This is a genomic window from Flavobacterium sp. (assembly GCF_004211145.1).
In the GTDB taxonomy this organism is placed as follows: Bacteria; Bacteroidota; Bacteroidia; order Flavobacteriales; family Flavobacteriaceae; genus Flavobacterium.
Genome location: NZ_SEBS01000009.1, coordinates 98,620 through 122,671 on the forward strand (window position 1 = coordinate 98,620; position 24,052 = coordinate 122,671).

Annotated in this window: 20 protein-coding genes and 1 pseudogene; 7 read left to right on the plus strand and 14 right to left on the minus strand. The window is 47.3% G+C overall.

Going from position 1 to position 24,052, the window contains the following annotated elements; translation table 11 throughout:
- Window positions 1–18: 18 nt before the first annotated feature.
- The 6 genes from EOO50_RS06345 to EOO50_RS06370 form a co-directional block, all read right to left on the minus strand.
- Window positions 19–3,924, minus strand: a complete 3,906-nt coding sequence (locus EOO50_RS06345; RefSeq protein ID WP_290838703.1) for a DUF2194 domain-containing protein — start codon at window positions 3,922–3,924, stop codon at window positions 19–21.
- Window positions 3,925–3,926: 2 nt separating this feature from the next.
- The gene (locus EOO50_RS06350; protein ID WP_290838705.1) at window positions 3,927–5,900 is read right to left on the minus strand and encodes a hypothetical protein; all 1,974 of its coding nucleotides are present in this window, start codon (window positions 5,898–5,900) and stop codon (window positions 3,927–3,929) included.
- Window positions 5,901–5,903: 3 nt separating this feature from the next.
- Complete coding sequence (locus EOO50_RS06355) at window positions 5,904–6,710, minus strand: endo alpha-1,4 polygalactosaminidase (protein WP_290838706.1); 807 nt, start codon at window positions 6,708–6,710, stop codon at window positions 5,904–5,906.
- Window positions 6,697–8,310, minus strand: coding sequence for a hypothetical protein (locus EOO50_RS06360; protein ID WP_290838707.1), 1,614 nt, complete (start codon window positions 8,308–8,310; stop codon window positions 6,697–6,699). Before EOO50_RS06360 ends, EOO50_RS06355 begins: the two co-directional genes overlap by 14 nt.
- A 38-nt stretch (window positions 8,311–8,348) precedes the next feature.
- Window positions 8,349–9,887, minus strand: a complete 1,539-nt coding sequence (pelF, locus tag EOO50_RS06365) for a GT4 family glycosyltransferase PelF (protein WP_290838708.1) — start codon at window positions 9,885–9,887, stop codon at window positions 8,349–8,351.
- Window positions 9,888–10,234: 347 nt separating this feature from the next.
- Complete coding sequence (locus tag EOO50_RS06370) at window positions 10,235–11,764, minus strand: DEAD/DEAH box helicase (RefSeq protein WP_290838709.1); 1,530 nt, start codon at window positions 11,762–11,764, stop codon at window positions 10,235–10,237.
- Window positions 11,765–11,895: 131 nt separating this feature from the next.
- On the opposite strand from EOO50_RS06370, the gene EOO50_RS06375 reads away from it, so the two are divergent.
- A complete protein-coding gene (locus EOO50_RS06375) occupies window positions 11,896–12,786 on the plus strand; it encodes a hypothetical protein (RefSeq protein WP_290838710.1) in 891 nt (296 codons plus the stop codon).
- Window positions 12,787–12,872: 86 nt separating this feature from the next.
- Entirely contained in the window at window positions 12,873–13,322 is a 450-nt protein-coding gene (locus EOO50_RS06380) for a DUF1579 family protein (RefSeq protein ID WP_290838712.1), read from the plus strand.
- Here the strand turns inward: EOO50_RS06380 and EOO50_RS06385 are convergent, their stop codons facing one another.
- Window positions 13,323–13,757 carry a hypothetical protein gene (locus EOO50_RS06385; protein WP_290838713.1) on the minus strand — a complete coding sequence of 145 codons (435 nt, stop codon included), beginning with the start codon at window positions 13,755–13,757 and terminating at the stop codon, window positions 13,323–13,325.
- Window positions 13,758–13,910: 153 nt separating this feature from the next.
- Between EOO50_RS06385 and EOO50_RS06390 the strand changes: the two genes are divergently transcribed.
- Window positions 13,911–15,122, plus strand: a complete 1,212-nt coding sequence (locus tag EOO50_RS06390) for a DUF763 domain-containing protein (RefSeq protein ID WP_290838714.1) — start codon at window positions 13,911–13,913, stop codon at window positions 15,120–15,122.
- A complete protein-coding gene (nfi, locus tag EOO50_RS06395) occupies window positions 15,122–15,835 on the plus strand; it encodes a deoxyribonuclease V (RefSeq protein WP_290838716.1) in 714 nt (237 codons plus the stop codon). Before EOO50_RS06390 ends, nfi begins: the two co-directional genes overlap by 1 nt.
- On the opposite strand, the gene EOO50_RS06400 is transcribed toward nfi, so the two are convergent.
- Window positions 15,819–16,118 carry a hypothetical protein gene (locus tag EOO50_RS06400; RefSeq protein ID WP_290838717.1) on the minus strand — a complete coding sequence of 100 codons (300 nt, stop codon included), beginning with the start codon at window positions 16,116–16,118 and terminating at the stop codon, window positions 15,819–15,821. The genes nfi and EOO50_RS06400 overlap by 17 nt on opposite strands.
- 293 nt (window positions 16,119–16,411) lie before the next feature.
- A complete protein-coding gene (locus EOO50_RS06405; protein ID WP_290838718.1) occupies window positions 16,412–16,930 on the minus strand; it encodes a DUF6155 family protein in 519 nt (172 codons plus the stop codon).
- Window positions 16,931–17,012: 82 nt separating this feature from the next.
- On the opposite strand from EOO50_RS06405, the gene EOO50_RS06410 reads away from it, so the two are divergent.
- The gene (locus tag EOO50_RS06410; protein WP_290838720.1) at window positions 17,013–17,297 is read left to right on the plus strand and encodes a DUF3817 domain-containing protein; all 285 of its coding nucleotides are present in this window, start codon (window positions 17,013–17,015) and stop codon (window positions 17,295–17,297) included.
- On the opposite strand, the gene EOO50_RS06415 is transcribed toward EOO50_RS06410, so the two are convergent.
- Window positions 17,298–17,693 carry a hotdog domain-containing protein gene (locus EOO50_RS06415; RefSeq protein WP_290838721.1) on the minus strand — a complete coding sequence of 132 codons (396 nt, stop codon included), beginning with the start codon at window positions 17,691–17,693 and terminating at the stop codon, window positions 17,298–17,300. It lies immediately after the preceding gene.
- 240 nt (window positions 17,694–17,933) lie between these two features.
- On the opposite strand from EOO50_RS06415, the gene EOO50_RS06420 reads away from it, so the two are divergent.
- Window positions 17,934–19,292 carry an OmpA family protein gene (locus EOO50_RS06420; RefSeq protein WP_290838722.1) on the plus strand — a complete coding sequence of 453 codons (1,359 nt, stop codon included), beginning with the start codon at window positions 17,934–17,936 and terminating at the stop codon, window positions 19,290–19,292.
- A gap of 68 nt (window positions 19,293–19,360) precedes the next feature.
- A complete protein-coding gene (locus EOO50_RS06425; protein WP_290838724.1) occupies window positions 19,361–19,762 on the plus strand; it encodes a glyoxalase in 402 nt (133 codons plus the stop codon).
- On the opposite strand, the gene EOO50_RS06430 is transcribed toward EOO50_RS06425, so the two are convergent.
- The 4 genes and pseudogenes from EOO50_RS06430 to EOO50_RS06445 all read right to left on the minus strand — a co-directional run.
- The gene (locus EOO50_RS06430; RefSeq protein WP_290838725.1) at window positions 19,759–21,693 is read right to left on the minus strand and encodes an LTA synthase family protein; all 1,935 of its coding nucleotides are present in this window, start codon (window positions 21,691–21,693) and stop codon (window positions 19,759–19,761) included. The genes EOO50_RS06425 and EOO50_RS06430 overlap by 4 nt on opposite strands.
- A 13-nt stretch (window positions 21,694–21,706) precedes the next feature.
- A complete protein-coding gene (locus tag EOO50_RS06435) occupies window positions 21,707–23,077 on the minus strand; it encodes a HAMP domain-containing sensor histidine kinase (RefSeq protein WP_290838726.1) in 1,371 nt (456 codons plus the stop codon).
- A 1-nt stretch (window position 23,078) separates the two neighbouring features.
- Window positions 23,079–23,753, minus strand: coding sequence for a response regulator transcription factor (locus tag EOO50_RS06440; RefSeq protein WP_290838727.1), 675 nt, complete (start codon window positions 23,751–23,753; stop codon window positions 23,079–23,081).
- 37 nt (window positions 23,754–23,790) lie between these two features.
- A pseudogene (locus EOO50_RS06445) lies at window positions 23,791–24,052 on the minus strand (hypothetical protein); the annotation flags it as partial.

Genomic DNA, 24,052 nt, shown 5'->3' on the forward strand with positions numbered 1-24,052 from the left:
GGCACCTACTCCCGTCAACTATTTTTTTTGCTTTTTCTTGAGATTGTGTTTCACGCCCAACAGGAACGCGTTCGAGTAGAATTTGTCCTGGGTGTACATTTCCATGGTTGCGGAGATCGATGTGTAATCCCAGATCTGCCAATTCGCTTCGCCCGTGTAGCGCATGAAGTTCCCTGAATAATCGTCGAGAAAATAAGCGGCTTCGAGCCTTGCCGTCAGATCGCTTTCGAGTTTTCCGTATCTCCAGCCAAGTCCGCCACCATAATACAAACGCTCATCGAGCATCCAATATGGGTATCCGAATTCGGTATTCGCGTTTGCCGTAGTACCGATCGAACCTTGCGAGAACGACACTTCGGCGAATGGAAGAAACTTCATCCTTACGTCGGCGCCGTTGTCCCAGATCGTCTTGCTTGTGAGAATTACTTCATACGACGCATCGATTTTTACAGGCGTTTTTGACTTGCTTGGCGTGTAATAATTTCCTTCGACTGTTATATTTTGGTTCAGATGCTTGAAAAAGTAAAACTCTCCATAGGCGACCGCTTGCGTCCTGTAGATTTCTTTTCGGTACGCCGGACCGGTTTCGGCAGGGAAAAGCCTTGCTTCAACCGAGAGGAAATTCTTTCCATAATTTTTACTCGCGCCCAAACCGGCGTGAACGTAAAAGTTCCCGTAATCAGTATACTCCACGCGTCCGCTTCCCCAATACTGAAGTTTTTCAGCATCTACGGCATTGTTGAATTGGTACTGCAATCCATAGGCACTCGCCGTCACGTTGTCTTTCGGGTCGAACAGATCGATGTCGATGTCGTACATCTTCGCATACGTAAAACTAAAACTATGCATTCTTTTTTTCTTGTCGAAATGCCCGTAAGTCAAGCTGTTCTTGAAGAACTGCGGCAGATCCTTGTTGGTTTCCATCGCGCTCTTCAATGCTACGAAATCCCCGAACTGTTTGCGATAATCCTTCGTCAACGCGGCCAAGACCTCCGGATAGAACAACTCCGGATGTTTTACGATAAGCAGTTGTTGCAACTCTTCCTCGACGTAGACGACGTCTTTGTTGAGCATCGCACGCAATTCGTCTTTTTCAGGGCTGTCGGGCAGTGATTTGGCGAGGACCCAAGCCTCGAGGAAACGGCCTTGTTCGTGGTAAACAGTCGCCATGACGGCTTTTGTCTGGTAATCCTCGGGGTTGATCGCGATATATTTTTTGTATTCGGCTTCAAGCGGTTTGTAGGCTTTAAGTTCCATCAACCATGACATTTTCGAGCCAAAATCGATGTCGTCGCTGAGTACCGACCAAGCGTACGCTTTCTCATAATCATTATGGTCGGCGTACATCCATGCGGCATCGCTCGCGATCGGACTGTATTTTTCCTCCGGTTTTATTTTGTCGATTTCCTGCTTCGCCGTCTCGGGTTCATACGTGAGCAAATGCTGCAGGTATTGAAGGTACGTATCGAAATTCGTCTCCACTTTAAGCAATGCCTGCAACGCTTTTTTGATTTTTTCCTGATTCTCGTCCGAATAGAAAGAAGCGACATAACTGTTCAGCAAATGCACGTCGTTCGGGGTTACGATGAGTTGGGCCGACATCCATTTTTCCCTTGTAAGGTCGTTCGGGTATCCGATCACGCGATCGAGTTCCTTGGAATACATGATGTTTTCAGGCGTCGGATATTTTACGCAATATTCCTCGAGCAATTTCCACGGATCGACGGGCTTCTCCCTGTCCCAAGCCATGAACTTCGCATATTTGTTCCATTGGGTGGAATCGATCGTAGGTTTTTTCAGGAGTTGTTGGCTCAACTGGAACATTTCCTTGTCGAGCAATGCTTCCGAATCTTCTTCCACATATTTGCTGTCTGGCGTGCCGAGCATATACTTCTTGAATTTCGCCTGATACGCCTTGTATTGTTGGGCGACCGATTTCACGACTTTCGCGCTCTCCTTGAGTTGGGACGGCGTCTTGTCGTTCAAATCCGAAACGGTAAGCGATGATTTGTGCGTATAGATCGAATACAAAAATCCATCGAGGAAAGGCGTTTTCGAATATAAGGCTTCCTCGCGTTGCAACGAGGCGTCCATTTTCGGTGCCGCCTGATAACCGCTGTACATGAACCAATATTGGGTATTTCCGAGGCTCTTTTCAGGTTCGGATTCTACGACAGTGTAAAGACCGTCAGCTTTTTTGTGGATAAAATGCGAGGCACGCCAGTCGTTGACGATCTTCCCTCCTTCTCCGGCATTCACGTAACGCAACTGCGGATAGGTCTTGGCCATCGCATCCAAAAGATTGCTGAATTCGCCAAACATAGATGTCGGTTTTCCTTTGGTCTTGCGCCAACCCAGTTCGCGGCTATTGCGGAGATCGAAATCTCCAGCCGATTTGTTGAACGGGCTTGGGATCTGGTAAATGTCGTCCGGGTGGACGAAATGCGTCCAGATTCCCGTGTATAGATACATGGATTCGAGCGAAAATGACTTATCGGTTTCCAGATAGAATCCATCGGAAATCCTTGGATAATCGAAGAAATCCTTGTTGTACGGGTCAAAATCGAATTCGCGTCCGCCGCCTTCAGCCTGGTCGCCAAGGTACAAACTGCACAAGTATTGGATCGACGGCATTCCTTTCCTGAGATATTGCACGCCGTCCTTATCGATGATGTTCGATGGCGGAACATAGGTAACCGGCAACGGTCCGTAATTCGCGATTCCCCATTTCTTTTGCACGGCTTTGAGCGCCATCCCAATGAATTCGGGGTTTTTCCAATGGCCTTTCTTGAATTCGACGTGATTGTAACCGTGAAACGCGAGTTCATGTCCGTTTTTCTTCGAGTCGAAAATGAGCCAATCTGAAAGTACTTCGGTTTTCTTGTTCGCCTTGATCTTGTGCGAATCCCATTGATCGAACAAAAATGGAGGCTCGACATTGTTCTTGTAGTCAAACGCGATCATGGCCGAATAGCTGATCTTGTGTTTCACCGCGAGTTCCTTCATGTCAGGCCACCAAACGTCCTTGACGAAATCAGTGATCGTGAGGTTCATCTCGGATTTGATCGGTTCCGACTTGATGTCGTAAACGGGCGACGGAAAATCGTCGAGGAAAATCGTACTCGTATTCGCGATCGGGTATGGAATTCCTTCAAGGCCGCGCAACAGTCCCGAGAACAAAAGGCCTCGGTGAATTTTTTCGTATTCCAACGTCGTATTGTAAAAAATAACCTTCCCCTTGCCTATCGGATTTTCAACGACTGCAGGATATTCCCGATTGTTTATGGAAGTCGCAAGGATTTTTACGTCTTTCTTGAAATTCTTGCGCGCGTATCCGTAGTGGAGCTGTTGTTCTCCATACACTTTCCCTTTGAGGTTTGGCAAAAGCGCCGTGCTGAAAAAGAAACCTTTGGACGTAATATCGGTGTCGAAATCGTTCTCAGGTTTCAATCCGACGAAGAATCCCATACGACGATCTTCACTTGCCAATGGCAACAGCAATGTTCCGCCCGACGCGACAAAATCGGTGAGTCGGTTCAATGCCGCCTGATTCATTTTTTTGATGTCGGTCACACAGACCACGCGCGTCGATGCCGGAAACGCGGGCTTCGCATTGAAACCTTCAATGTCCTGCGAACGGAACGGCAATTTCGTGTAATCGCAGACTTTCCTGATGTTTCGGTCATTCGCTACGCTGGTGTTGCTCGCGTTATCCCGAATGTACATGATCAATGGCGTCTGGCTTTCACCCGGAAGCGTGTAATGGCGCAGTTCGGCTTTGCTGCCTTTGTTGTCGTCGTTAAAGAAACTGAAGTCGTCCGCATCGAAATTATCGAGCGACCCGCAACTCGCCGCTACGAACAGCGACAGCATCGCGAGAAAGCGCAACCGTATTTTCTTTTGTATTTGTGTTTGTTGGTTCATTTTTAGAATATCAGGTCGGATGTTCGGCTTGACTTGGGCTCGTTGACTATTTCATAGACTTTGACATGGTCGTTGTCGTAAAACAGTTCAACTTTTCTTCCTCTTTTCTTGAGCAAAGCCAGCTGATCCATTAATATAGGTTTGAGTTCTCCGTTTTCAGCATAGACCTCAGAATCGGCGGCCTTTTCCTCATCGAAAACGAATACGAGCACACTTTTGGGAATGATCTCATCAGGATGCTGTTTGACAAATTTGGGATTGTTTATGTTCTTGAAATACACCGAATCCTGCTGCGGATAATCGTAAATAAAGTCAGAGTAGTTCATGAAAAAGTGCTTGTTCGTACTCAGCGTTTGCGTCATGTTGTTGTTGACGACGGCATACGAATACGGGAAATAATTGCGCGTGATGTTGTCGTAAGCTTCGAGGACTTCGCGCTGCGCGGGATCGGATTCGGTCAATTTGTCGAAATTCGTCTGTTGATAAAAAGCCGCAGCCGAAACGCCGCAAACCAACACGACGGCCACGAACGCAATCCTGATTTTGCCTAAGCGAGCATACAAAGGCATGAAAACCCTGATTACCGACGCGAGGCAGATTCCGGCCACGATCGGCATGAAGACCGCGAGGCCCTGGGTAAGCAAATCGTCGTCGATCCATGAGTTGTTCATCGATCGGAGCACGAGCAAAAGATTGAAATAAATCAGGAACGCCAATGCCGCGCGACAATCTTCCTTCTTGAAAATCGCAAACGCCAGCAGTAACAGCAATGCGCCTGCCGATGCTATCCTGTAATACAATAGCAACGTATCGAGTTCCACGACGAGCTGCGGAATATACGTATAGGAACTTACCGCGAGCAAATTCGAATGCAGGAACATCTTGAGATCGGTTTGGAAATACATACCGAAAAGCGTGTACATTCCAATGATACAAACCACCGACATCAAATACGAAAGCAATCCGACCCATTTGAAATTGCCCGATTTTTTCTTTGCGAAGAAGATTCCGACGAGCATGAATGGCGGAAACAAGATCGTAAGCGTGAACAGATCGATAAGGCCGATCACGAAAAATGCGACGAGGAAACTGAAGAAAAATTGCCATTTGCTCATTTTGAGCACGCCGGGTTTCAGGTAATACACCATGACGGGAAGCCCGAACGTGAGCGCGAGGAATACCGGACGGTTCTGCAAAACGTAGTAAATATTTACGGGCGATAACGTGTAAACGACCGTGAATGTCAACGCTGCGATCACGGGCGCGATGTTCTTGGATTGGGTGACTTTGCGTACGACCCAGAACATGAGCACGCCGATTAGGATCGATTCGAGGATCCCGATGGACTGCAACGCGATTTCAGGCGTGACGTTCGCGATCTTTCCGTAAAAATTCACGTAGGCCAAATCCCCTACTACGGTCGATTCGCCCGCAAACCAATTCTGCAGGTCGAACCCGATCACGGTTTCAAGGTCGGCGATCCAAACCGGAGAAAGCGAATACGAATCGTATTTGAAGAAATAAACGCGGCTCGCGAATGTGATGATAGACAGCACGATGACCAGCAGCAATACATACAGGCCGCTTTCCTTGCTTTTCTTTTTCTTCTTGAATTTGAACCAGGCCGTTTTCGGATAGCTGATCTCGATGCGTTGCAACACGAGACTCACGTTGTTGCGCACGACATTGTTGTAATATGTTATCGGATGTCGCAGGTTTTTCAGCCCGATGTAGTCGATCGCAATGATCATGATCAAGATAATCACGCAATTCACGAGACTGTAGATGTTTAGCTGGACGGTCGCGAAAATGACGACGCCCATTATCGTGCCGTATCGGAACCATTGCCACACCAGGAATTCCAGGAAATTGTTCGACCCCGACGTGTTCACGAACTTCCTGTTCAGATAATAGATGAACAGCAGCATGAAGCACAGCCGGATGAATCCCCACAATATGGAACTGGTTAATGGCATTTCTTAGTTGAATTTTGGCATGGTCTGCAATTCGATACTCCCGATGAAGTAATCGTAACCCAGTGATTTGATGCGGTGCACGACTTGTTTGTACAACTTTTCAGTGTCGGCGTATTCGATCAAAAGGATTGGCAGATTCTGGTTTTTATTGATGGCGTCAAGTTTTGCGACATATGCCTTGAAATCGGCTTCGTTACGGAGTTTGTATGTCTTGTCGTCGAACGTGTAATTCGTCGCGATTGATTCCATGAGAAGCGCGTCCACGTACGGCGCGGTTTCAGCGGCGAGTTCGAGGCCGGCGTTTTGGATGAAAATCTTGTCGGGATAAGTTTCCGACATCTTCTTGAGCAGGTTCACCAAATCGGCTTTTTGGTTCGGTTGCGCGCCGAATGTCGTATAATTGTCGACGTTATCAAGGAATAGCCCGTCGTATCCTTTTTCCATGATGCCATCCATGATGCGCAACAATGTCGAAACCGTTTTCTCGGACTTCAAGTCGAGATAGTAACTGTCCCAGATTTCGTTTTTTCCGGCCGTATGATCTTTCAAATCCTTGTAATGGGGCGCGTTCGCGTTCACCTCGCCTATGCTGATATACGCGACGACTTTTTCGTTCTGCGACTTGATTTTTCGGATCTCGTAAATATTGTAGAACTGGGATTCGAGAATCACATAGCTGTAGCCTTTGATTTCCTCAGGGTCGAGCCTGCCATAACAAACCAGCACGCTGCTTTTTGCAACCGGCGGCGCGATGGTATTTGCCGAAACTAACGACGGCAACAGGAAAAGGAAAAGTCTAGTAAGCCGCATAATAGTAATAATCGAGATTTTTATAGAATTTTTTGACCGATATCGATGTCATGATCATGAAGACGATTCCGCCCGAAAGCAAACCGACGACGCTGTATTCGTACGCTACGAATCGGCTTAGGATAAAACCTACTGAAAAGTTTACGATGCACGAAATAACTATGGCTCTCAATGGTTTATCAGGCTGACCTAAAGTAAAAAGGCAAAGCGTGTTGAGCATTCCCCAACCCAGGAACAGATAACCCAAACCTCCGATGAAGCACACGCGAATGCTGACCGGATCGAGCGTTTCATGAAACTGCCCGGCATAACCCCATTTGGCGAACATCATAAAGTAAACAAGGATGAAAACGCCAATTCCAGTAGCCACAAGCATCGTCACATGTTGCCAATACATGCGGTATAAATCTTTTCCGAACTTGGAAACGTTCTGGGCCGACACGGTTTTTTGCCCGATGTCCATGAACTTCGAAAACGACGCGATCGCAAATTCCAGCACGCCCGCAAGCAACAGGAAAACCAAAATCGCGAAATCCATTCCCAATTCGTAGTTCTTTTCGAAATACACTACAAATGGAAGCGGACCGTTATGATCGGCTGACCACGCGAGCAATCGGTCGATGAAAATGAAGATGTAGATCGCAAGTCCGTAAAGGAAGAATTTGTAATTGTGGTAGAAAAACAAGTTCGGTTTTACTTCGAGGTTCGATTTCGCATTCTTTTGGGCGAGCAATCGTTTGAAGTACACGCGAAGGAAAATCCAGGCCGTCAAAACCGCCGTCGCGATGCCGATCCAGTGCGTGAAATACGTCATGATCGGCGTGAGTTGCTTGAGCAAGATCGCAACCGTAGTTCCCAAAGTGATCGCCACGGTAATTACCCAACGCTGGTCGAGCGTGTGCAAAGGCGCGAGCAAGAGTACGAGCAACCCGATGAGCAGCGCATACGTGAACACGACGAAAAGGAAGGAATACGGATAAATATGGAAAAATAAATTGCAGATGAAAATCGCACCCAAAACCGCGAAAATCGACAAAGACCCGATCTTCAAAAGATAATTCACGGTGCGCTTGGTCATCACATAATCGGCGTGGTTCCAATAGAAAGAGGCTTGTCGGCCAATGACCTGGACGAATCCGCCCGTCGAGACGAGACCTACGATGACGCCCAAAACCACGGCGGTCGACTGCAGGTTGTTGAATCCGACGAACGTCCAGAGCGAATACCCGAAATAAATGATCGCGATGATCTGCAACAACACGGGAAACAAATGGAAAATACCCTGGGAATAATACTGGGCGAAAATTTTGGCCTTCACAGCCATGTAATCCGAAACGGGAATCGTCTGCGGATTGTTGAGCTCTGCTTCGCGTTCCTTGATGTTCTTGGCGCCTTTGTGCTCTTCAGAAGTCGTGAGCTCGTAGTAAACCAAATCAGCCAGATCGTAAATCGACGGCATCCCGAAATCAGATTTCGTGTCGATGTCGCGAATACCCAAAGATTCGATCGCAGCCACAACAACACGGTTGCTTACGGGCTTGCCGACCTTGTCTCTGATGTCAACGATCAGGGATTTTATATTTTCATTTTGAATTTCCATAGATTTGGGGGGAAATGGAATCAAATGCAATCAGGATGTTAAGACGCTTCCTGTCTTTCCAGCTCGATAAAGATTGGTTCAACAATTTGCTTGGTACGTTTGGTGAGCATGCGGTCATACACTTGCTCGTATTCTGAAATGAATTTACCGATGGTAAAATTCTCAATTACTTTTTTACGGGCGTTGATTCCCATGCCGCGACGCATTTCCTCATTCTGGAGCAAAGTTACGACAGCGTTTCCGATTTCGACGTAATCTTTCGGTTTGCAGATGAATCCGCAAGAATTGTCGAGAGCCTCGGTCACACCACCGACATCGGTAGCTACGACAGGTATTCCGCAACTCATCGATTCAAGAACCGTGTATGGGAAACCTTCAGAGATCGAAGTCAGGATCGAAATATCGCCTTCGCAGAACAATTCATGCGGTTTTGCATGGTAGCCCGCGAGGATGAAGTTCTCTTCCAATCCAAGTTCCTTGATGAGTTTGTTACATTCGGCCGTATATTCAGGTACGGCGTTGTTGTCGCCATATACTAAATACTTTACGTTCGGGATCGCTCCTTTTACGACTGAGCACGACTTGATCATCGTGATGATGTCTTTCAATTCGAAGATACGCGCTGCGGCAACAACCGTCGGCGTCATCGTCAAGTGTTCGGGTTTCTTTTTCGGAACGAATAATTTATGGTCGATTCCGTTGTAGATCACATCGATTTTCTTCGGGTCGGCTCCGTACATTTTCTCCCAGGTCATATTGAATTTGTTCACCGAAAGTATCCTGTCGGCTTTGTAATACACCAGACTTGTGATCGCTTCCGAGAATTTGATCAACATCTGCTTAAGGAAAAACGAGTATTCCGACGAATTGATCGCGATCAAACGCTCACGGATGAAAACTCCGTGCTCGGTAACGATCATCGGCGTCCCGTATTTGTACTTGAGGACAAGTGCCGGAATTACCGGAAAACCTGACAACGTCAAATGCGAAAGGTCGGCTTTCGGGACATCGATGGAAAGCGGAATCAAGAATCTATAGATCCAACGCATGGCAACGGTAAGGTCGTAAAGCGTGGCTTCGATATCGCCGTCGGCCGAGATGATGTCGCTCATCATGTAGCAGAACATATCCCAAACCTGCTTGCTGCGCATGGTTTTCTTGTAATCGTGTTTTTGGAAATAACGCCACATGTCGAAAACGACGTCGTCCATGTCCTCGCTGTCGGGAACCTGTGCGTATATCGCATTGATGAGGCGTTCGAAAATCGGCAGGAAAATGGTGTCGATGTCGTTGTCCAGCGTGTTTTCCTTACGCTCGACGAACTTGTAGAATTTCTTTCCGTAGCTGATCATCTCCTGAGGCTCAAGCGGCGACCAAAGCGGCACTTGCACTACTCCGGCTACGTTTTCGCTGAGTTCGTATTTTGACTTTGTTTCAAAATCGGCGTTGATGCTGTAAAGCGTGTAGTTCGAATTACTCACGTCGTTACACAACATATGCGCCCAGGTCGATACCCCGCCACCATTGTACGGGTAAGTTCCTTCGAGAATCAATAACACATTGTACTTTTCACTCATAATTAGAGGCTATTAGTTTCCTTGTCGCCGACGCCCAAATTTTTGTTGAGCGCCCGCAAAATCAGTTTTCTAATCTTAGGTTGGTGGCATTCGGGAGAGAAAACAAATTGACTACGACGTATTGCATTTCTTTCCCGTTAGTTGTTTAGGATGAAGCAAAGGTAGGCCAATGGAATTGCCTGCAAAAAAAGTTCTGTTGAACTTAAAATAAAGTCGATGAAATGCACAATTGTTAATATACTATGCAGATGTGCCTGTTTTTTTTGCCGATTATCGAACGAACGGACTGATTGTTAACGATAAACAACAAGAAATAACTTATAAAAATCGTAAATAACTTACAGTTTTCAGTCGACCATCGCCTCTCGGAATTTCTTTCCGACCAAGAGCGCGAGCTTGCTTTTGTAGTCGTCCACGAGCCATTCGCGATAGTTCTTGCTCGTGTGGCTCAAACAGGACGCGTAGCGCTTCATGCGCGAACGGATGTCCTCGTCGAGATCTCTCGTAAGTTGACGCGCTTCTGGCAAAGTTTCGCTGTTGTCGACGCACATGTTGGCGTGCTGTTCGAGTGATTTCTCGAATACGACCTTCGAACGCTGGTTCGCGGCCAAAGCCAGGCGATGCTCTTCATCGACATCGAAATCGACGTTCTCGGTCTTCGCGAATTTGGCGCGCAATTCAGGCGGCATCTGATAACGGAAATACAATTCGATTTCGGCGTCGTCGCGCAGGTTTTCGAGATACCATTCGGGCGACCTAAAAATCAGCTGCCAGTCCACGGGTTCGTCCCACATTCCGAATCGGGCGGCGTTATTTCCCAAATCGATCACGAGGAAATCGCTTTTCCCGGGAAGTTTCCTCGAGCCGCGGCCGATCATCTGGAAATACAGCGTGAGCGATTTCGTGGCGCGGTTCAGGATGATGCTTTCCACGGTCGGTTCATCAAAACCTGTCGTAAGGATCCCAACCGACGTCAAAATCGCATCGGGCGTTTTGCGAAACCACGTCAGGATGTCGCGTCTTTCCTCGGCTCCCGTGGTATTGTCGAGATGGCGGATCGGATAACCGGCCTCCTTGAAAGTGTCGTACACATAAAGCGACGTATTGATTCCGTTGTTGAAGATGAGTGTCTTTTTTCCGAGAGATTTCTCAGTATAAGCGTGCAGCAGTTTCTCCTGCATGAGCATCGTCGAATACAATTCCTCTGAAGATTTTACCGTGTAATCGCCGTTGATCCCGACTTTGAGCGAGGTCAACCCGACGTCGTACGTATATGTCGAAGCCTTTGCGAGGTAACCGTTATCGATGAGCGATTTGATCGTGTCGCCCGTGATCAACTCGTTATAGTTCTGGTACATCGGCAATCGGATGTTCGAGCTCAAAGGCGTCGCGGTCACGCCCAAGATGAATGAATTCTTGAACGAAGCCAGCAATTTTCGGAACGAGTTGTAATGCGCCTCATCGATGATCACCAAACCGATGTTGTCGAGATGCAATTTCGCGTCGTTGATACGGTTTTTCAATGTTTCGACCATCGCCACGAAGCACGAATACTCGTTCTGGTCGGGCAAATCCTTGACGTTGCTGTTGATGATCTTGTTCTTGACATCGAAACCCGTGAGCATCTTCGACGTCTGACGGCACAATTCGATGCGATGCGTGAGGACGACTACTTTCTTGTCGTGCTTTTCGAGATATCGGCGCACGATTTCTGAGAAAATGACCGTTTTCCCGCCGCCCGTCGGCAATTGGTAAAGCAGGTGATAATTGGGCGCAGCGTTGTCGAGGCGCTCAAAAATTGCGTCGATATCGCCTTTTTGATAGCCGTAAAGTTCCTTCCGTCCGCTCGTTTCTGCCGCTAAATCCCCTGTTTGCATGTCTGGTTTGTCCAATTTTGCAAAAGTACGGTGAAAAAAAAGTTTTCCTACGACGTTATCGTTAAATTTATCGAACGGCTATGTTTCGCGATTGCCGATCATTTGCGTATCTTGTTGTAAAAAGCAAAGTTATGCGTCACTTTTTTGTTTTATTTGTGCTGTGTCCGATCGTCGGTTTTTCTCAGGACAGAGGCTTTGAAACGCGTCTCCAGTCGCTTCAAAATACCGATGCCGCTTTTCACACCATCGACGGATATATCATTACAAGTCAACTATTTGAAAATAAGTTTGACGCGAAAGGCTTGAAGAAACCGGCACGTAAATACGAATTAAATGTCGATGAATTGAAAGTCTCCGACGACAGCCTCGGACATAAAAACTACGTCGTTAAAAGTTCAAAGATCATAGCCGATGGAATCGTCCAATCGGACACGTATTATTTTGTAGAAAACAAGGAAAAGAATGTTCTCGTCGTCGGGCTTTCAACAATGGATGACCCGAATCCGGCGTTCGAACGGCGATTTACGAAAATGCTTCTCGACAACGCGATCCCAAAAAGCACCTACACGACGATGGAACCCGACAGCATCAATTTCGCGGGCCGAAAATTCAAGCGAAGTTCGAGCTGTTACTGGACGTTCTTGAATACGCTGCAATGCCCTTATTATGGCGAGATAAGCTGGTCGGTGCACGAAAAGGAAAATACGGCTTCGAAGGCGGTCGCCGCCCAGTTTGCGGTTACGAAGAACAGGAAAAACGTGAAAATCCTTCAAGACGATGAAGTCGACATCATCTTCGAATCGGTTCCCGTAAAGGCCAGAAAACGTGTGCTCGATTTTACGGGCGTGACGGGTTTATTGACTGCGATGTCGGGCGTAAAGACACTTACCGCCTACTATGTCGTCGCACCGGTTCGCGGCAATTATGTGGCCTGTGTGCTCAGTTATTGGGACAAGGACCAAATTAACGCGAGCGGTCTTCCGCCTTTACTCGAAGAAGTGATGCAACTCAAACAACCTTAAATGTGAACGTGCAAAAATTCGCGAAATCCTATAACGCGCAAAATAGCACCCGTTTTTATTTTTATGTTCCTTAAATACTATCGGATATGAAAACCACTGAAATTCACATGAAACCCGAAACATTGCGCGCTTTTACTGGTCATTGGGGCATCGTCGGGCGCAACCTTGAAGGCGCAGGAAAAGATTCCGAGGTCGAAGTCGTGGGCACCGAAACCTTCCAATGGCTCGCCGGCGATTTCTTTTTACAGGGCAATTGGAACCACGACTTCGGGAAGGCAACGCATTCTGGAACGTCGATTATCGGGTTCGATGTCGATTCTGAGACGCTCGTTTCGCACAATTTCGACAATCTCGGTTTCTCGCGTCGGTACGAATTGGATACCGACGGACTTTCTTGGAAATTCACGGGAGAAACTGAGCGCGCGATCAGGACATTCAGCCGTGATGGAGAAAGTTTCGATGAAAAATGGGAAGTGAACCGCGGTGGAAAATGGAAACCTTTGTGTGAGCTTCACGGCAAAAAGACCGGAATCTAGTCAGGATTTCGCAAACAGGATTTGGACGATCCGCTTCATTTTCGGGTATTCCCAAAATAGTAGGTACAGATTTGCCAACAGCATCAAGCCGACTACAATCGGCGTTCCCGTAAAATGCATTCCGCAAACGATGATCAAAATGTTTAGGACGATGGGCAGATAAAGCAACGCGCCCAAAGTCGAGGTTCGCGGGATCAATAGCAGGATTCCGGCGAGCAGTTGCATGAACCCCAGGAAATTCCAGTAAATCCCGCATCGGTACAAGGCTTCGAAGAAGAAACCGACCGGATTGTCGATTCCGATCTGCGTAAAACGCAAACCCGCCAGCTTCTTATATCCCGACGGCAAAAATGCCAGAAACAGCAACGCGCGCATGCCCCAAGTGAACACTTTAAACGCGACGTGCGTATGTAAAAATTGATGAAGACGCAACATTATAGTGAAGTTTTACACCTGACGAAACCTCTTGATTTTTGCGACATGCAGTTCATCGAATAATTCGAAAATCCTAATATTTCGCGGGCATTTCACGTTTCTAATACGTAAATTTGGGTTTCCCAAACTATCGTACAACTTAGAATCTCGCCTATGAAGCGCTCGGGTTCCGCCGATTTACCGTTGCACAACGGCCATGTTCCCGCGTGGCTGCATGAGCGTATGTCCAAACTTGGGCTCGCGATCGTGGAAACGATGGTTTCAGAGTTTTCATCGGACGAAGTGATCAAACGAATGAGTGACCCGTTTTGGTTCCAAAGCCTTGGCGCGGTCATGGGAATGGACTGGCATTCGTCGGGCATTACGACTTCGGTCATGGGCGCCTTGAAACGTGCGATCAACCCACATTCAAAAGAACTTGGCATCTACATCTGCGGCGGAAAAGGCAAACATTCACTCCAAACGCCCAACGAACTCCTGAGAATCGGCGAACGCACGGGACTCAATGGAAACCTTCTCGCCCAGAACAGCAAACTCACCGCAAAAGTCGACAACACGGCGATACAGGACGGTTTCCAATTGTACCTGCACAATTTCATGGTCAGCAATACCGGGAAATGGGCGGTGATCCAACGGGGAATGAACGGGCAAACGTCGACGGCGCGCCGCTATCATTGGCATTCAGAGAATATCGAATCGTTCGTGAACGAGCCGCACACGTTCATCTACGGCCAAAATCAGGGCGCGATCTTGAATTTTACCGATAAGGACGCCTCCGAAACAAGATCGCGGTCGCTTGAAATCAGTCGTGAGAATCCCGACAGGATAATCCGCGAGGCCCGACATCTGATCTTACCCAAACATCACGACGTGCGCGCCAAAGATGTCGATTTGAAACGACTCGGCGCGATGCTCTGGCTCACGCATGAGAAACAACCCGAGGATTTCGAATCGCTTTTACTTTTGAAAGGAATGGGGCCCAGAACGCTGCAATCGCTGGCCTTGGTGAGCGAAGTGATTTATGGAACTCCATCGCGATTCGACGATCCGGCGCGGTTTTCATTCGCACATGGCGGCAAAGACGGACATCCGTTTCCGGTGCCGACGATAGTGTACGACGAGACGATTTCGACGTTGCAGACCGCCGTCCGGAAATCCAGGATCGGAAACGGAGACAAGCTTCAGGCGATCAAAAAACTGTCGGAAATGGCGCGCGATGCCGAGAAGGATTTCACGCCCAACGCCAACTTCGATGCCGTCATCCAAAAGGAACGCGAAGAATCGTGGCGCTACGGAGGACGCACGGTTTCGGGCCCTGAAAAACCACCCCAAAAACAAAACAACAATCAATTAAGCCTATTTTAATGTTAACCTACGACAACCTGAGCATTGCCGAAGCCACGCAGATCCAAAAGGAAATGCGTCAAAGGATCGCAATCAAACCACTTCAAAAAGCCATTAAGACCATTGCGGGCGCCGATATTTCGTTCAATAAATTCAGCACGACGGTTCACGCTGGAATCGTCGTTTTCAATTATCCCGAACTGACGATCAAACACATCGCACTTGCACAGGCCGAGGCGACCTTCCCATACGTTTCCGGATTTCTGGCGTTCCGCGAAATTCCGGCGCTTCTAAAAGCCTGGGAAATGCTTCCCGAAAAACCGGATCTGCTCATATTGGACGGTCAGGGAATCACGCATCCGCGAAAAATGGGCATCGCGACCCATTTTGGAATACTCGAGGACCAAGTAACCATCGGATGCGCCAAGAGCATGTTGCATGGTGAATTTGAAGAATTGGGGCTTGAAAAAGGCAGCACCTGCCCTATCGTGAAAAAAGATCAGTTGCTCGGTTATGCGCTTCGGACAAAAAACGCCGTGAAACCCATTTATATTTCACCCGGAAATCTTATCACTGCCGATGAAAGCCTTGCCATCGTTCAGAATTGCGTCGGAAAATATCGCATCCCTGAGCCAACCAGGATTGCGCACGAACTCGTTAATCTTTTTAGGGCGTCGCAACTCGAGGAAGGATTGCAGGATGAGAATAATGAACTGTTTACGCAATTTCGTTAAGGACAACAGGCGTGCATCCGACGGCGTGTTTGTTATAGTGCGTGATCGATTCGATCGTAATCGCTATCGCGATGATGTCCTGCTCCCAACAAATGGTTTGAGATGCCAACGTGACAATATTGCGAGGTTTCTGGAGTTCCTTGATCAAAAGATTGATGGTTCTTTTCTTATCGCGCCTGATCACTTCTTTGCCGGGGATGCAAATCCTTACGACGGCCGCATTGCCTTTTTTCCCGATGACATCCTTGCGTAGCGAATGTGCGTGGTCGTAGCCGTGGTACAATATTTCGGGGCACCAAGCTTGAGAAACTCGATCATCACAGATACCAGCGACTCTTTATTCTTTAAGATATCCTTAAAAATCAAGAAGTTGGATATATGCGGAATACGAAACAAAACTGTTGATATCCGCTCATGTATTGCTGGCTGAGACGACATAATTGCATTATCAAATTAAAGAAATGGGGCGGCTTTGATAAGCGAGTTGGAAACGCTGTATTACAAATGTCTCAAAATGCGAATATGTTTGCTTACAGAATTTTCTTCGAATCTTTCATAATTCTCACATTTTAGAAGTTACATCTCTTCGATATTTTCTGTAACTACCTCAAAATCATAGCGATTATCCCAATTTTGCGACTGCACGACTGCGTCGATGGATTGAAGCCTTTTTCGAAAATCGGACAGCAGTGAATTCGCAATTATGAAGTTTACCGCTTGCTCGTAAGAATTGAACATGCTTTTGTAGAACGACGAGTAGCGCATTTCACGTTTTGCGGTATAACGTTGGGCGACCTCTATGTTGTACAGCATCAGGTCGGCTACGGCAAATGAATCGACACCTAACGAAAGAAAGTGCTTGATGTATTTTTGAGCGGTCGAACGCCTGAGTTTGGGGCGCTTGCTTTTTATGGGGAAATACTCGTTCGAGATTTTAGCCTTCGCCTCGCCGATGAGTTTTTCCTCATTCGGCTTAAACACGAAATCGTAATATGTCTTGACCTCAGGAAATTTGTCATAAAGGTCGAGCAGTTGATCCGATATCTGCTCTTTGTCGAGCTCGGCCAAATATTTTTTCAGATCGCGTTTTCCCATTGAATTCTTTTCTAATAATGTGTTGTTATCGTGGTATTGCCTATTTTTGCACTGGCCAAGGCCGTTTTATCTTATCAAGACCATGCTTAAATTTTTCAAGATCATCGCCCTTTTGGAGGGAATTTCACTTCTCGCCCTTTTCTTTTTCGCCATGCCGATGAAATATGCGTTCGGCGAACCCGCTTACGTGAAACATATCGGGATGGCGCACGGCGTACTTTTCATCGCCTATATCATTCTGGCCATCATGCTTAAAATGGAAGAAAACTGGTCGGCCAAAAAACTTACCGTCGTTTGTTTGGCGTCGGTGCTTCCATTCGGGACGTTCTACATCGACTGGAAATACCTCAGGGGCGCGAAAGCGTAATCACTTCGGGGCTTTCAGGCGATCTTCTATGCGTTCGACGTGCGTTTTGCCGTGAGCTTTCGGTTTCCCGTCTTCGTCGAGGCTCACCATCGTGATCGAATCGATCGTGATGATCGTGTCGCGCGTCATGATGTTTCGAACCTCGCAGGCCAGCGTTATTGACGTGTGGCCGAATTTTACCACATCTATCCCGATTTCGACAATGTCTCCCTGGCGCGCCGAACTCCTGAAATTGATTTCGGACATGTGTTTGGTGACTATTTTCTTGTTTTCGAGCTGGATTATTGAGTAAAGTGCCAATTCTTCATCTATCCAAGCGAGCAATTTTCCGCCGAACAAAGTTCCGTTCGGATTCAAATCCTCGGGTTTCACCCATTTCCTCGTATTGAAAAGCATCGTTTTTTATTGCAAATCTACGTATTCGGGCCACTTTATTCAATAATTGCGCATGTAAATCCATGAAATACCTATCTCATTTGAAATTGTGAGGCAGTCCTGTTAAATTAATTATAAAAACGCAACAACATCGCTTTATTTATCGCCCCAAGGTTGACAGTTATTAAATCTAAACTCCTATATTTGCAATAGGCAACCGTTAAAAAGTTGCTACATCCAGCCTAATAACGCCTGAAACTTATGAAGAAAAATTTACTGTTATTGTCTTTCGGACTTCTGGCTTTTGGCCAGCTTTCGGCTCAAACTGAAGAAGCCGACGTGAAAGAGGTTTCCCTTGACGACACGTATAACAAATGGACCATCGAAGCCGGTATCGGACCCGCTAAGGGAATGCGGCCTTACACTGAGGGTTACTATTCCAGCAATCCAAATTCAGTTCTTGGATCCATTGATTTCAACAGTTACAACCTTGGCGTACGTTACATGATCAGTCCGAAATTCGGGTTCAAGTTCGACGCGAGCTACGATAAATTCGAAAATAACAAGGATACCGAAAGTAAGCCTTTCGAAGTACAACAATTGCGTTTTCAAATTCAAGGTGTCGTGAACGCTTCGCGCTTGTTGAATCTTGAAGAACACATCGGGAGATTCGGATTGTTGGCGCACGGAGGTTTTTCATACTCACGCATCACGCCGAAACTTGACACAGGAATCGATCCGATTGCGGGAACGTCAAATGCCGATATAAACGAGAACAATATAGGATTCGTGTTCGGTATCACGCCACAATTTCGCATTCTTAAGCGACTTGCTCTTTATGTTGACGTGAGCACCGTTTACAATGTCCGCCAGCATTTTGCTTGGGATGGACACTATTCGTCTGACGACAACAACCTCCAAGGCCAAATGATCACGGGAACGGTTGGACTTTCATATTCACTCGGAAATAGAAGCGAACTTCACGGCGACTGGGGCGTAATCGAAGACAAACGTCAGGAAGAACTTGAAGACCTCGACAAGCGTATCGGCGAACTTGAGACGATGATGAACGATGCCGACAAAGACGGTGTGCCGGATTATCTCGATATCGAAAACAACTCGATCCCAGGTGTAGCGGTAGACACGAAAGGCCGCATGGTCGACATGAACCAGAACGGTGTTCCTGACGAACTTGAGAAATATGTGAACCAAACGGTTAAGGAAGGCGTCAACCAAGGCGTTGCCCAAAGTGTGGAGCAAAGCAGCTCTGAAGTGTTGAAACAATTGATCAACGACGGTTACGTGGCGGTGTTCTTCGACTTCGGAAGCGTGAAACCGACTCCGGCTTCGACACAAAACGTGGCGTTCATCCTCAACTATTTGAGAAACAACCCATCGGCGACCGCAGACATTACAGGTTATGCTGACGAAATTGGAAGCAGCGACTTCAACAACGCACTTTCAGGACGTCGTGCGGAGTATATCAGAACTACTTTGATCAGGGCCGGAATCGATGGAGCACGACTCAATATCGTTCCTGCCGGAGAAGACACATCTGTTGATAAAAATTCCGATATGGCGCGCAGACTCGTAAGAAAAGCGATCTTCCATATCAAATAAGAAGTTGACAACTTTAAAAAACAACCGCTGCATCCCACAGCGGTTTTTTTTATCTTTAAGAAAAAACGATGCAGACCAGAGACGAATCCATCAGTGCCATTCGCGGTGAAGCCATAGGAACCGTAAGCGATCAGTCGACAAGCGACGAGATTTTCCAGAATCAAGTATTGCGTCCGATACTAAAACTCCAGAACGACCTGCTCATCGACGTCTTCAAGAATTACGTCACCAAATATAAGAACGACTTCTATTCGTACGGCGTCGAGAAGAAATTGCAGTACATCGAGAATTCCATCCAAAAGGACATCAAGTTCCGGAATTCGCTTAAAGGAATGGTGATCGGATTGTTTACCGTGCCTGAATACGACCAGTACATCAAGAATTCATCGCAACTCAACAAACGCATGATGAATATGGTCATCGAGCGATTAAAGAGCCAGGTGTTGCTTTTTGAGCTGCAGCCCGATTAACGCTTTATCGTCCGAAGCCTGAACTTGTTCTCGCGATACAGCCAGGAAGCTGCCGCGACGTGTGCGAGTGCGTCTTTCACGAGTTCGGGATCGAGAGCCGTCGCTACGAAAGTCGTGTCGTTTTCCATATTGAACTGCAGCGGTTTCTTCAACGGTTGCATCACCACTACCCTGTTCCCAACGCGAAACGCATTGATGTCGTGAAACTGCATCATCGCGCGGCCTGTTACCAATTCGGGCAAATCGAACAAATCACGTCCGGGCATCGGTGTTTCGAATTCAATCCCAAGTTTTGAAAGTGTGGTTGGCTGGATGTCGATCTGGCTGCACAATTTTTCGTAGCGTTTTCCTTTCGGCACATTCGGCCCGATCAACAGCGCCGGAATATGGAACTTATGCACCGGAACCAAGTGTTTCCCGAAGGTGCGCGTGTTGTGGTCGGCAATCACGAGGAAAACCGTGTTCTTGTAATACGCTTCTTTCTTTGCCAATGCAAAAAATTTCCCGATCGAATAATCGGCGTATTTCATCGCATTGTTCACCGTATTTTTCTTCTTGTCGTATTGCTTGATGCGTCCGTCAGGATATTCGAAAGGTTCGTGGTTCGACGACGAAAAAACCAACGAGACGAATGGCTTCTTCTGCGACCTGAAATACTCGTTGGCCTTTACCATGACGTCTTCGTCGCTCCAGCCCCAAGTGCCGTGGAACGCGCTTTTCTTCGCGTCGAAATCGTCCTCGTCGATGATTCGGTTAAATCCATTTCCGTTAAAGAACGACGCCATGTTGTCGAAATTCGCCATTCCGCCGTAAATGAAACTCGTGTCGTAGCCTTTCTGTTCGAGCAAGGCCGCAACCGTGTAGAATCCCGATTGGGAATCGCCAAGTTTCACGACACTTTCGGACGGCGAAGGCAAAAACCCCGTTACGACGGCTTCGATTCCGCGGACGCTGCGGGTTCCGGTCGCATACAAATCGGTGAACAACGTGCCTTCGGTCGAGAGTTTATCAAATTCGGGCGTGAGCGGTTTTCCGCCGAGACAACCTACGTATTCGGCTCCGAGACTTTCCTCGAGAATGATTACCAAATTGTATGGGCGCGTCAAAAGCGTATCGGGTTTCTGAGAATGTAATGTCGGGATGCTGTCGGATGTAAATCCATCGGGACCGACATCCATATATTTCTTGAGGCGTTCGATGGCTTCGACCGGATCGATCTTCCCGTACATTTTCTCGGCATTGTCTTCGTTCTTGATCGAATACACGGCGAACGCAACGGTATACAGTGAATTCAATCCAAGGCAATTCGTGAGTTGATCGACTGAAAAAACCGCGTTGCTCACATTGATTGGACGCTTTGAGGTCAAACTTCCACGCGCGCCCAAAATAAGCAGGAAAACGATCAGTGGAAAAAGTATAAGTTTCGTGCGATAAGGCGAATGCCCGACGCAAAATAGCTGGTTCCGTTTTTTAACGAGCAACCACGTAAAACCCGTGAGCAGGACCACGGCGATGATCAACGTCGGCCAATAACTCTTGATGAGCGTGCCCATGACCTCCTTGGGATAAATCAGATAATCGAGGAAAAGCCGGTTCGGGCGAGTGTCGTACTGCTTTATGAAGTCGGACGTCGACAGCTCCATGAGCAGCAACAGCACCAGAAATGTGATGAAATAAATGTTGAAGAAACGCTGCATCTTGAGCAACGGGCGTTCCGGAAGCGCGAGCAAAAGCAACACGGGAAGAATGAGCAAGTAACTCGCGAGGATGAAGTCAGACCTTAAGCCCAATGGAAAAATATACCAGAAATCAGGAGTTTCTGAAACGCGGTCGAAGAATATTAAAAACAGCACGAAACGGCTCAAGTTGGTAATCAGCAGAAAAAGCCATAAAAAATTGAAAGCCGGTTTCAGGAAAGCTATTTTCTTCATTCTGTAAATAAGGTTAAAAAATAAGTTGTACAGTCGTGCCCTGACCCAAATCACTTTCGAGCAAAACGTCAATATCGAGAAGTACGCACAAACGTTTCACGATAGACAAGCCAAGGCCGAACCCTTTTATATCGGGGTTTTGTTGTGTATTCGATCTGTAAAATTGTTCGTAAATCAATTGTTGTTCTTGCTTGGATATTCCAAAACCGTCGTCGGATATGATACAATTCGTAGTTTGTCCGTCCGACGACAAACAGATGCGAACGGTTCCGTTGTCGGGAGAATATTTCATCGCGTTCGACAGCAAATTGTCGAGTATTATCGAAACGAGATAAGCGTCGGAAGTTATAGGGAAATGTTTGTCGAACTTAAAGTCGATCGTAAGGTTTTTGCCCGTGATTTTCGGCGAGAAACGTTGAAGTGATTCAAGGATGATTTCATCGAGATTCAACTCGAGTTTCTTGACCGATACCTTCTGGTCTTCAAAGCGGGCCAAGAGCAACAATTGATCGACAAGATTGTTCAGCCGGTCGACCTCGCGCATGCAGAATTCTATTTTTTCGCGGTATTCGGCCACGTCGCGCGGCTTGCGCATCAGCACCTCAAGAGTTCCCTTGATTACGGCCAACGGAGTACGCAGTTCATGGGATGCGCTCGACGTAAATTGTTTTTCGCGTTCTATCGCGCTCTGAATCCGACCCAATAGATTATTGATCGTGTTTGACAGCACGTAAAGTTCATCCTTGTATTCGGGCAACTTGATGCGCTTTTCCAAGTTGTTGTCGGTGATTATGCTAGCCGTCGCAGTGATTTCCTGAACCGGCCGGATACTTCGTCCCGCCATAAAACGCGTAAGGCTGTAGAGACACAGCAATACCAACGGAAACGCGACAAGCAACGTCAGACGGAGGTCGCTTATCAGATGGTACGGTGCTTCTACCGACATCGCGATTACCACATAACCGATTTTGCTTCCCTTGAAATACAAAGGCGATTGGGTTTGGCGCAGCCGTTGTCCTTTAAGGATGGTATCCCTGAATTCGACATTCTCGGCTTCATAGAGTTTCAGCCTGCCGTGAAGGTTCGGCGACTTTTCACGAAACTTGCCATTGCGATCATAAATCTCAACGAATACGGGATTTACAAGTTCGTCGTTGTGTTCCGTTTCCCTCCATTCGTTCGGCAAAACCAACCTGCTCGTATCCTTGAGCATACTCACATCATGTTGGTGTTTTTGCACTTCCAGCTCGAGGTCGCTGTTTATGTCGGCGATGGCATTAGCAACCGTAATCCGATAGATCACGACGAAAACAAGCAACACGATGAAGCTCGTGCCGATCAGAAAGTTTAACGCAATACGATTTTTGAACGAAAGTGTCGGCATATCAAGCGAAATCATTTGCAATGTAGCCAATTCCCCTAATCGTCTTTATAAAATCCTCGTCTTTTTTGAAGCTCAGTTTTTTTCGAAGCGAGTTCATGAAAACATCGATTACGCCTGTATCGTAAGCGAAGTGAATATTCCAGACGTCCTCGATAATCCGTGTTCGCGTACAGACCGCGCCTTTATTGGATATGAGATATTCGAGCAGGGCAAATTCTTTCTGGGTAAGCACGACTTCGTCTCCGTTGTTGAACACTTGATGAGAGCCGCGTCGGATGAGGATTGGCCCCAGACGCAAGTCGTCGAGCGGCTGGTCGGGCTTTCGCAGTTGCACGCGTATCCGCTCAAGCAATTCCTCGAAACTGAACGGTTTTTTTATGTAATCGTTCGCGCCTGCCTTGAGCCCGGCAATGGTTTCGGCCAGCGTGTCTTTCGCCGTCAAAAAGATGATCGGTGTCGACTTGTCATTTTCCCGTAAACGCATGCATACTTCCAGTCCCGACATTCTGGGCATCATCCAATCGAGCAGCAAAAGATCGAATTTTTGGTTGCGCGCCGCATAAAGACCGCTTTGACCATCGATCGCGACCGTAACCTGGAAACCTTCTTCTTCCAGGCCTTGCCGCAGGAATTTAGAAATTCCTTGTTCGTCCTCTACTACTAATATATGATCCATTTATGTCAACCCGAGACTCGGGAGTGTGGCGTGTCTATTATTTGTATTTTATGTTCAGGCTGATGATGTTAGACGACAATCCGTCCGACCTTCCATAATGACCGTATCGCAACTCGAGCATATTGAAATGTTTCAACCCGAATATGCCGTTGGCCGGCGCAAAACGAAGTCCCAAACCTACGAAATTACTGTCGAACGTCGACAAATCGTAATTACTCGTGTAAAATTCATCGGACGCATCGTGCCGGTTCTTGCCCGCAAAATACTTGGTTCCTTGCTGGCTGTAGAATCGGTAGAAC

Coding starts and splice junctions, on each gene's coding strand:
- EOO50_RS06430 (WP_290838725.1), bottom strand. CDS start 21,693: ATGAAGAAAATAGCTTTCCTGAAACCGGCTTTCAATTTTTTATGGCTT.
- EOO50_RS06380 (WP_290838712.1), top strand. CDS start 12,873: ATGAAAACCACTGAAATTCACATGAAACCCGAAACATTGCGCGCTTTT.
- EOO50_RS06350 (WP_290838705.1), bottom strand. CDS start 5,900: ATGCCATTAACCAGTTCCATATTGTGGGGATTCATCCGGCTGTGCTTC.
- EOO50_RS06345 (WP_290838703.1), bottom strand. CDS start 3,924: ATGAACCAACAAACACAAATACAAAAGAAAATACGGTTGCGCTTTCTC.
- EOO50_RS06415 (WP_290838721.1), bottom strand. CDS start 17,693: ATGCTTTTCAATACGAGGAAATGGGTGAAACCCGAGGATTTGAATCCG.
- EOO50_RS06390 (WP_290838714.1), top strand. CDS start 13,911: ATGAAGCGCTCGGGTTCCGCCGATTTACCGTTGCACAACGGCCATGTT.
- EOO50_RS06360 (WP_290838707.1), bottom strand. CDS start 8,310: ATGGAAATTCAAAATGAAAATATAAAATCCCTGATCGTTGACATCAGA.
- pelF (WP_290838708.1), bottom strand. CDS start 9,887: ATGAGTGAAAAGTACAATGTGTTATTGATTCTCGAAGGAACTTACCCG.
- EOO50_RS06410 (WP_290838720.1), top strand. CDS start 17,013: ATGCTTAAATTTTTCAAGATCATCGCCCTTTTGGAGGGAATTTCACTT.
- EOO50_RS06355 (WP_290838706.1), bottom strand. CDS start 6,710: ATGCGGCTTACTAGACTTTTCCTTTTCCTGTTGCCGTCGTTAGTTTCG.
- EOO50_RS06420 (WP_290838722.1), top strand. CDS start 17,934: ATGAAGAAAAATTTACTGTTATTGTCTTTCGGACTTCTGGCTTTTGGC.
- EOO50_RS06440 (WP_290838727.1), bottom strand. CDS start 23,753: ATGGATCATATATTAGTAGTAGAGGACGAACAAGGAATTTCTAAATTC.
- EOO50_RS06385 (WP_290838713.1), bottom strand. CDS start 13,757: ATGTTGCGTCTTCATCAATTTTTACATACGCACGTCGCGTTTAAAGTG.
- nfi (WP_290838716.1), top strand. CDS start 15,122: ATGTTAACCTACGACAACCTGAGCATTGCCGAAGCCACGCAGATCCAA.
- EOO50_RS06405 (WP_290838718.1), bottom strand. CDS start 16,930: ATGGGAAAACGCGATCTGAAAAAATATTTGGCCGAGCTCGACAAAGAG.
- EOO50_RS06425 (WP_290838724.1), top strand. CDS start 19,361: ATGCAGACCAGAGACGAATCCATCAGTGCCATTCGCGGTGAAGCCATA.
- EOO50_RS06375 (WP_290838710.1), top strand. CDS start 11,896: ATGCGTCACTTTTTTGTTTTATTTGTGCTGTGTCCGATCGTCGGTTTT.
- EOO50_RS06370 (WP_290838709.1), bottom strand. CDS start 11,764: ATGCAAACAGGGGATTTAGCGGCAGAAACGAGCGGACGGAAGGAACTT.
- EOO50_RS06435 (WP_290838726.1), bottom strand. CDS start 23,077: ATGCCGACACTTTCGTTCAAAAATCGTATTGCGTTAAACTTTCTGATC.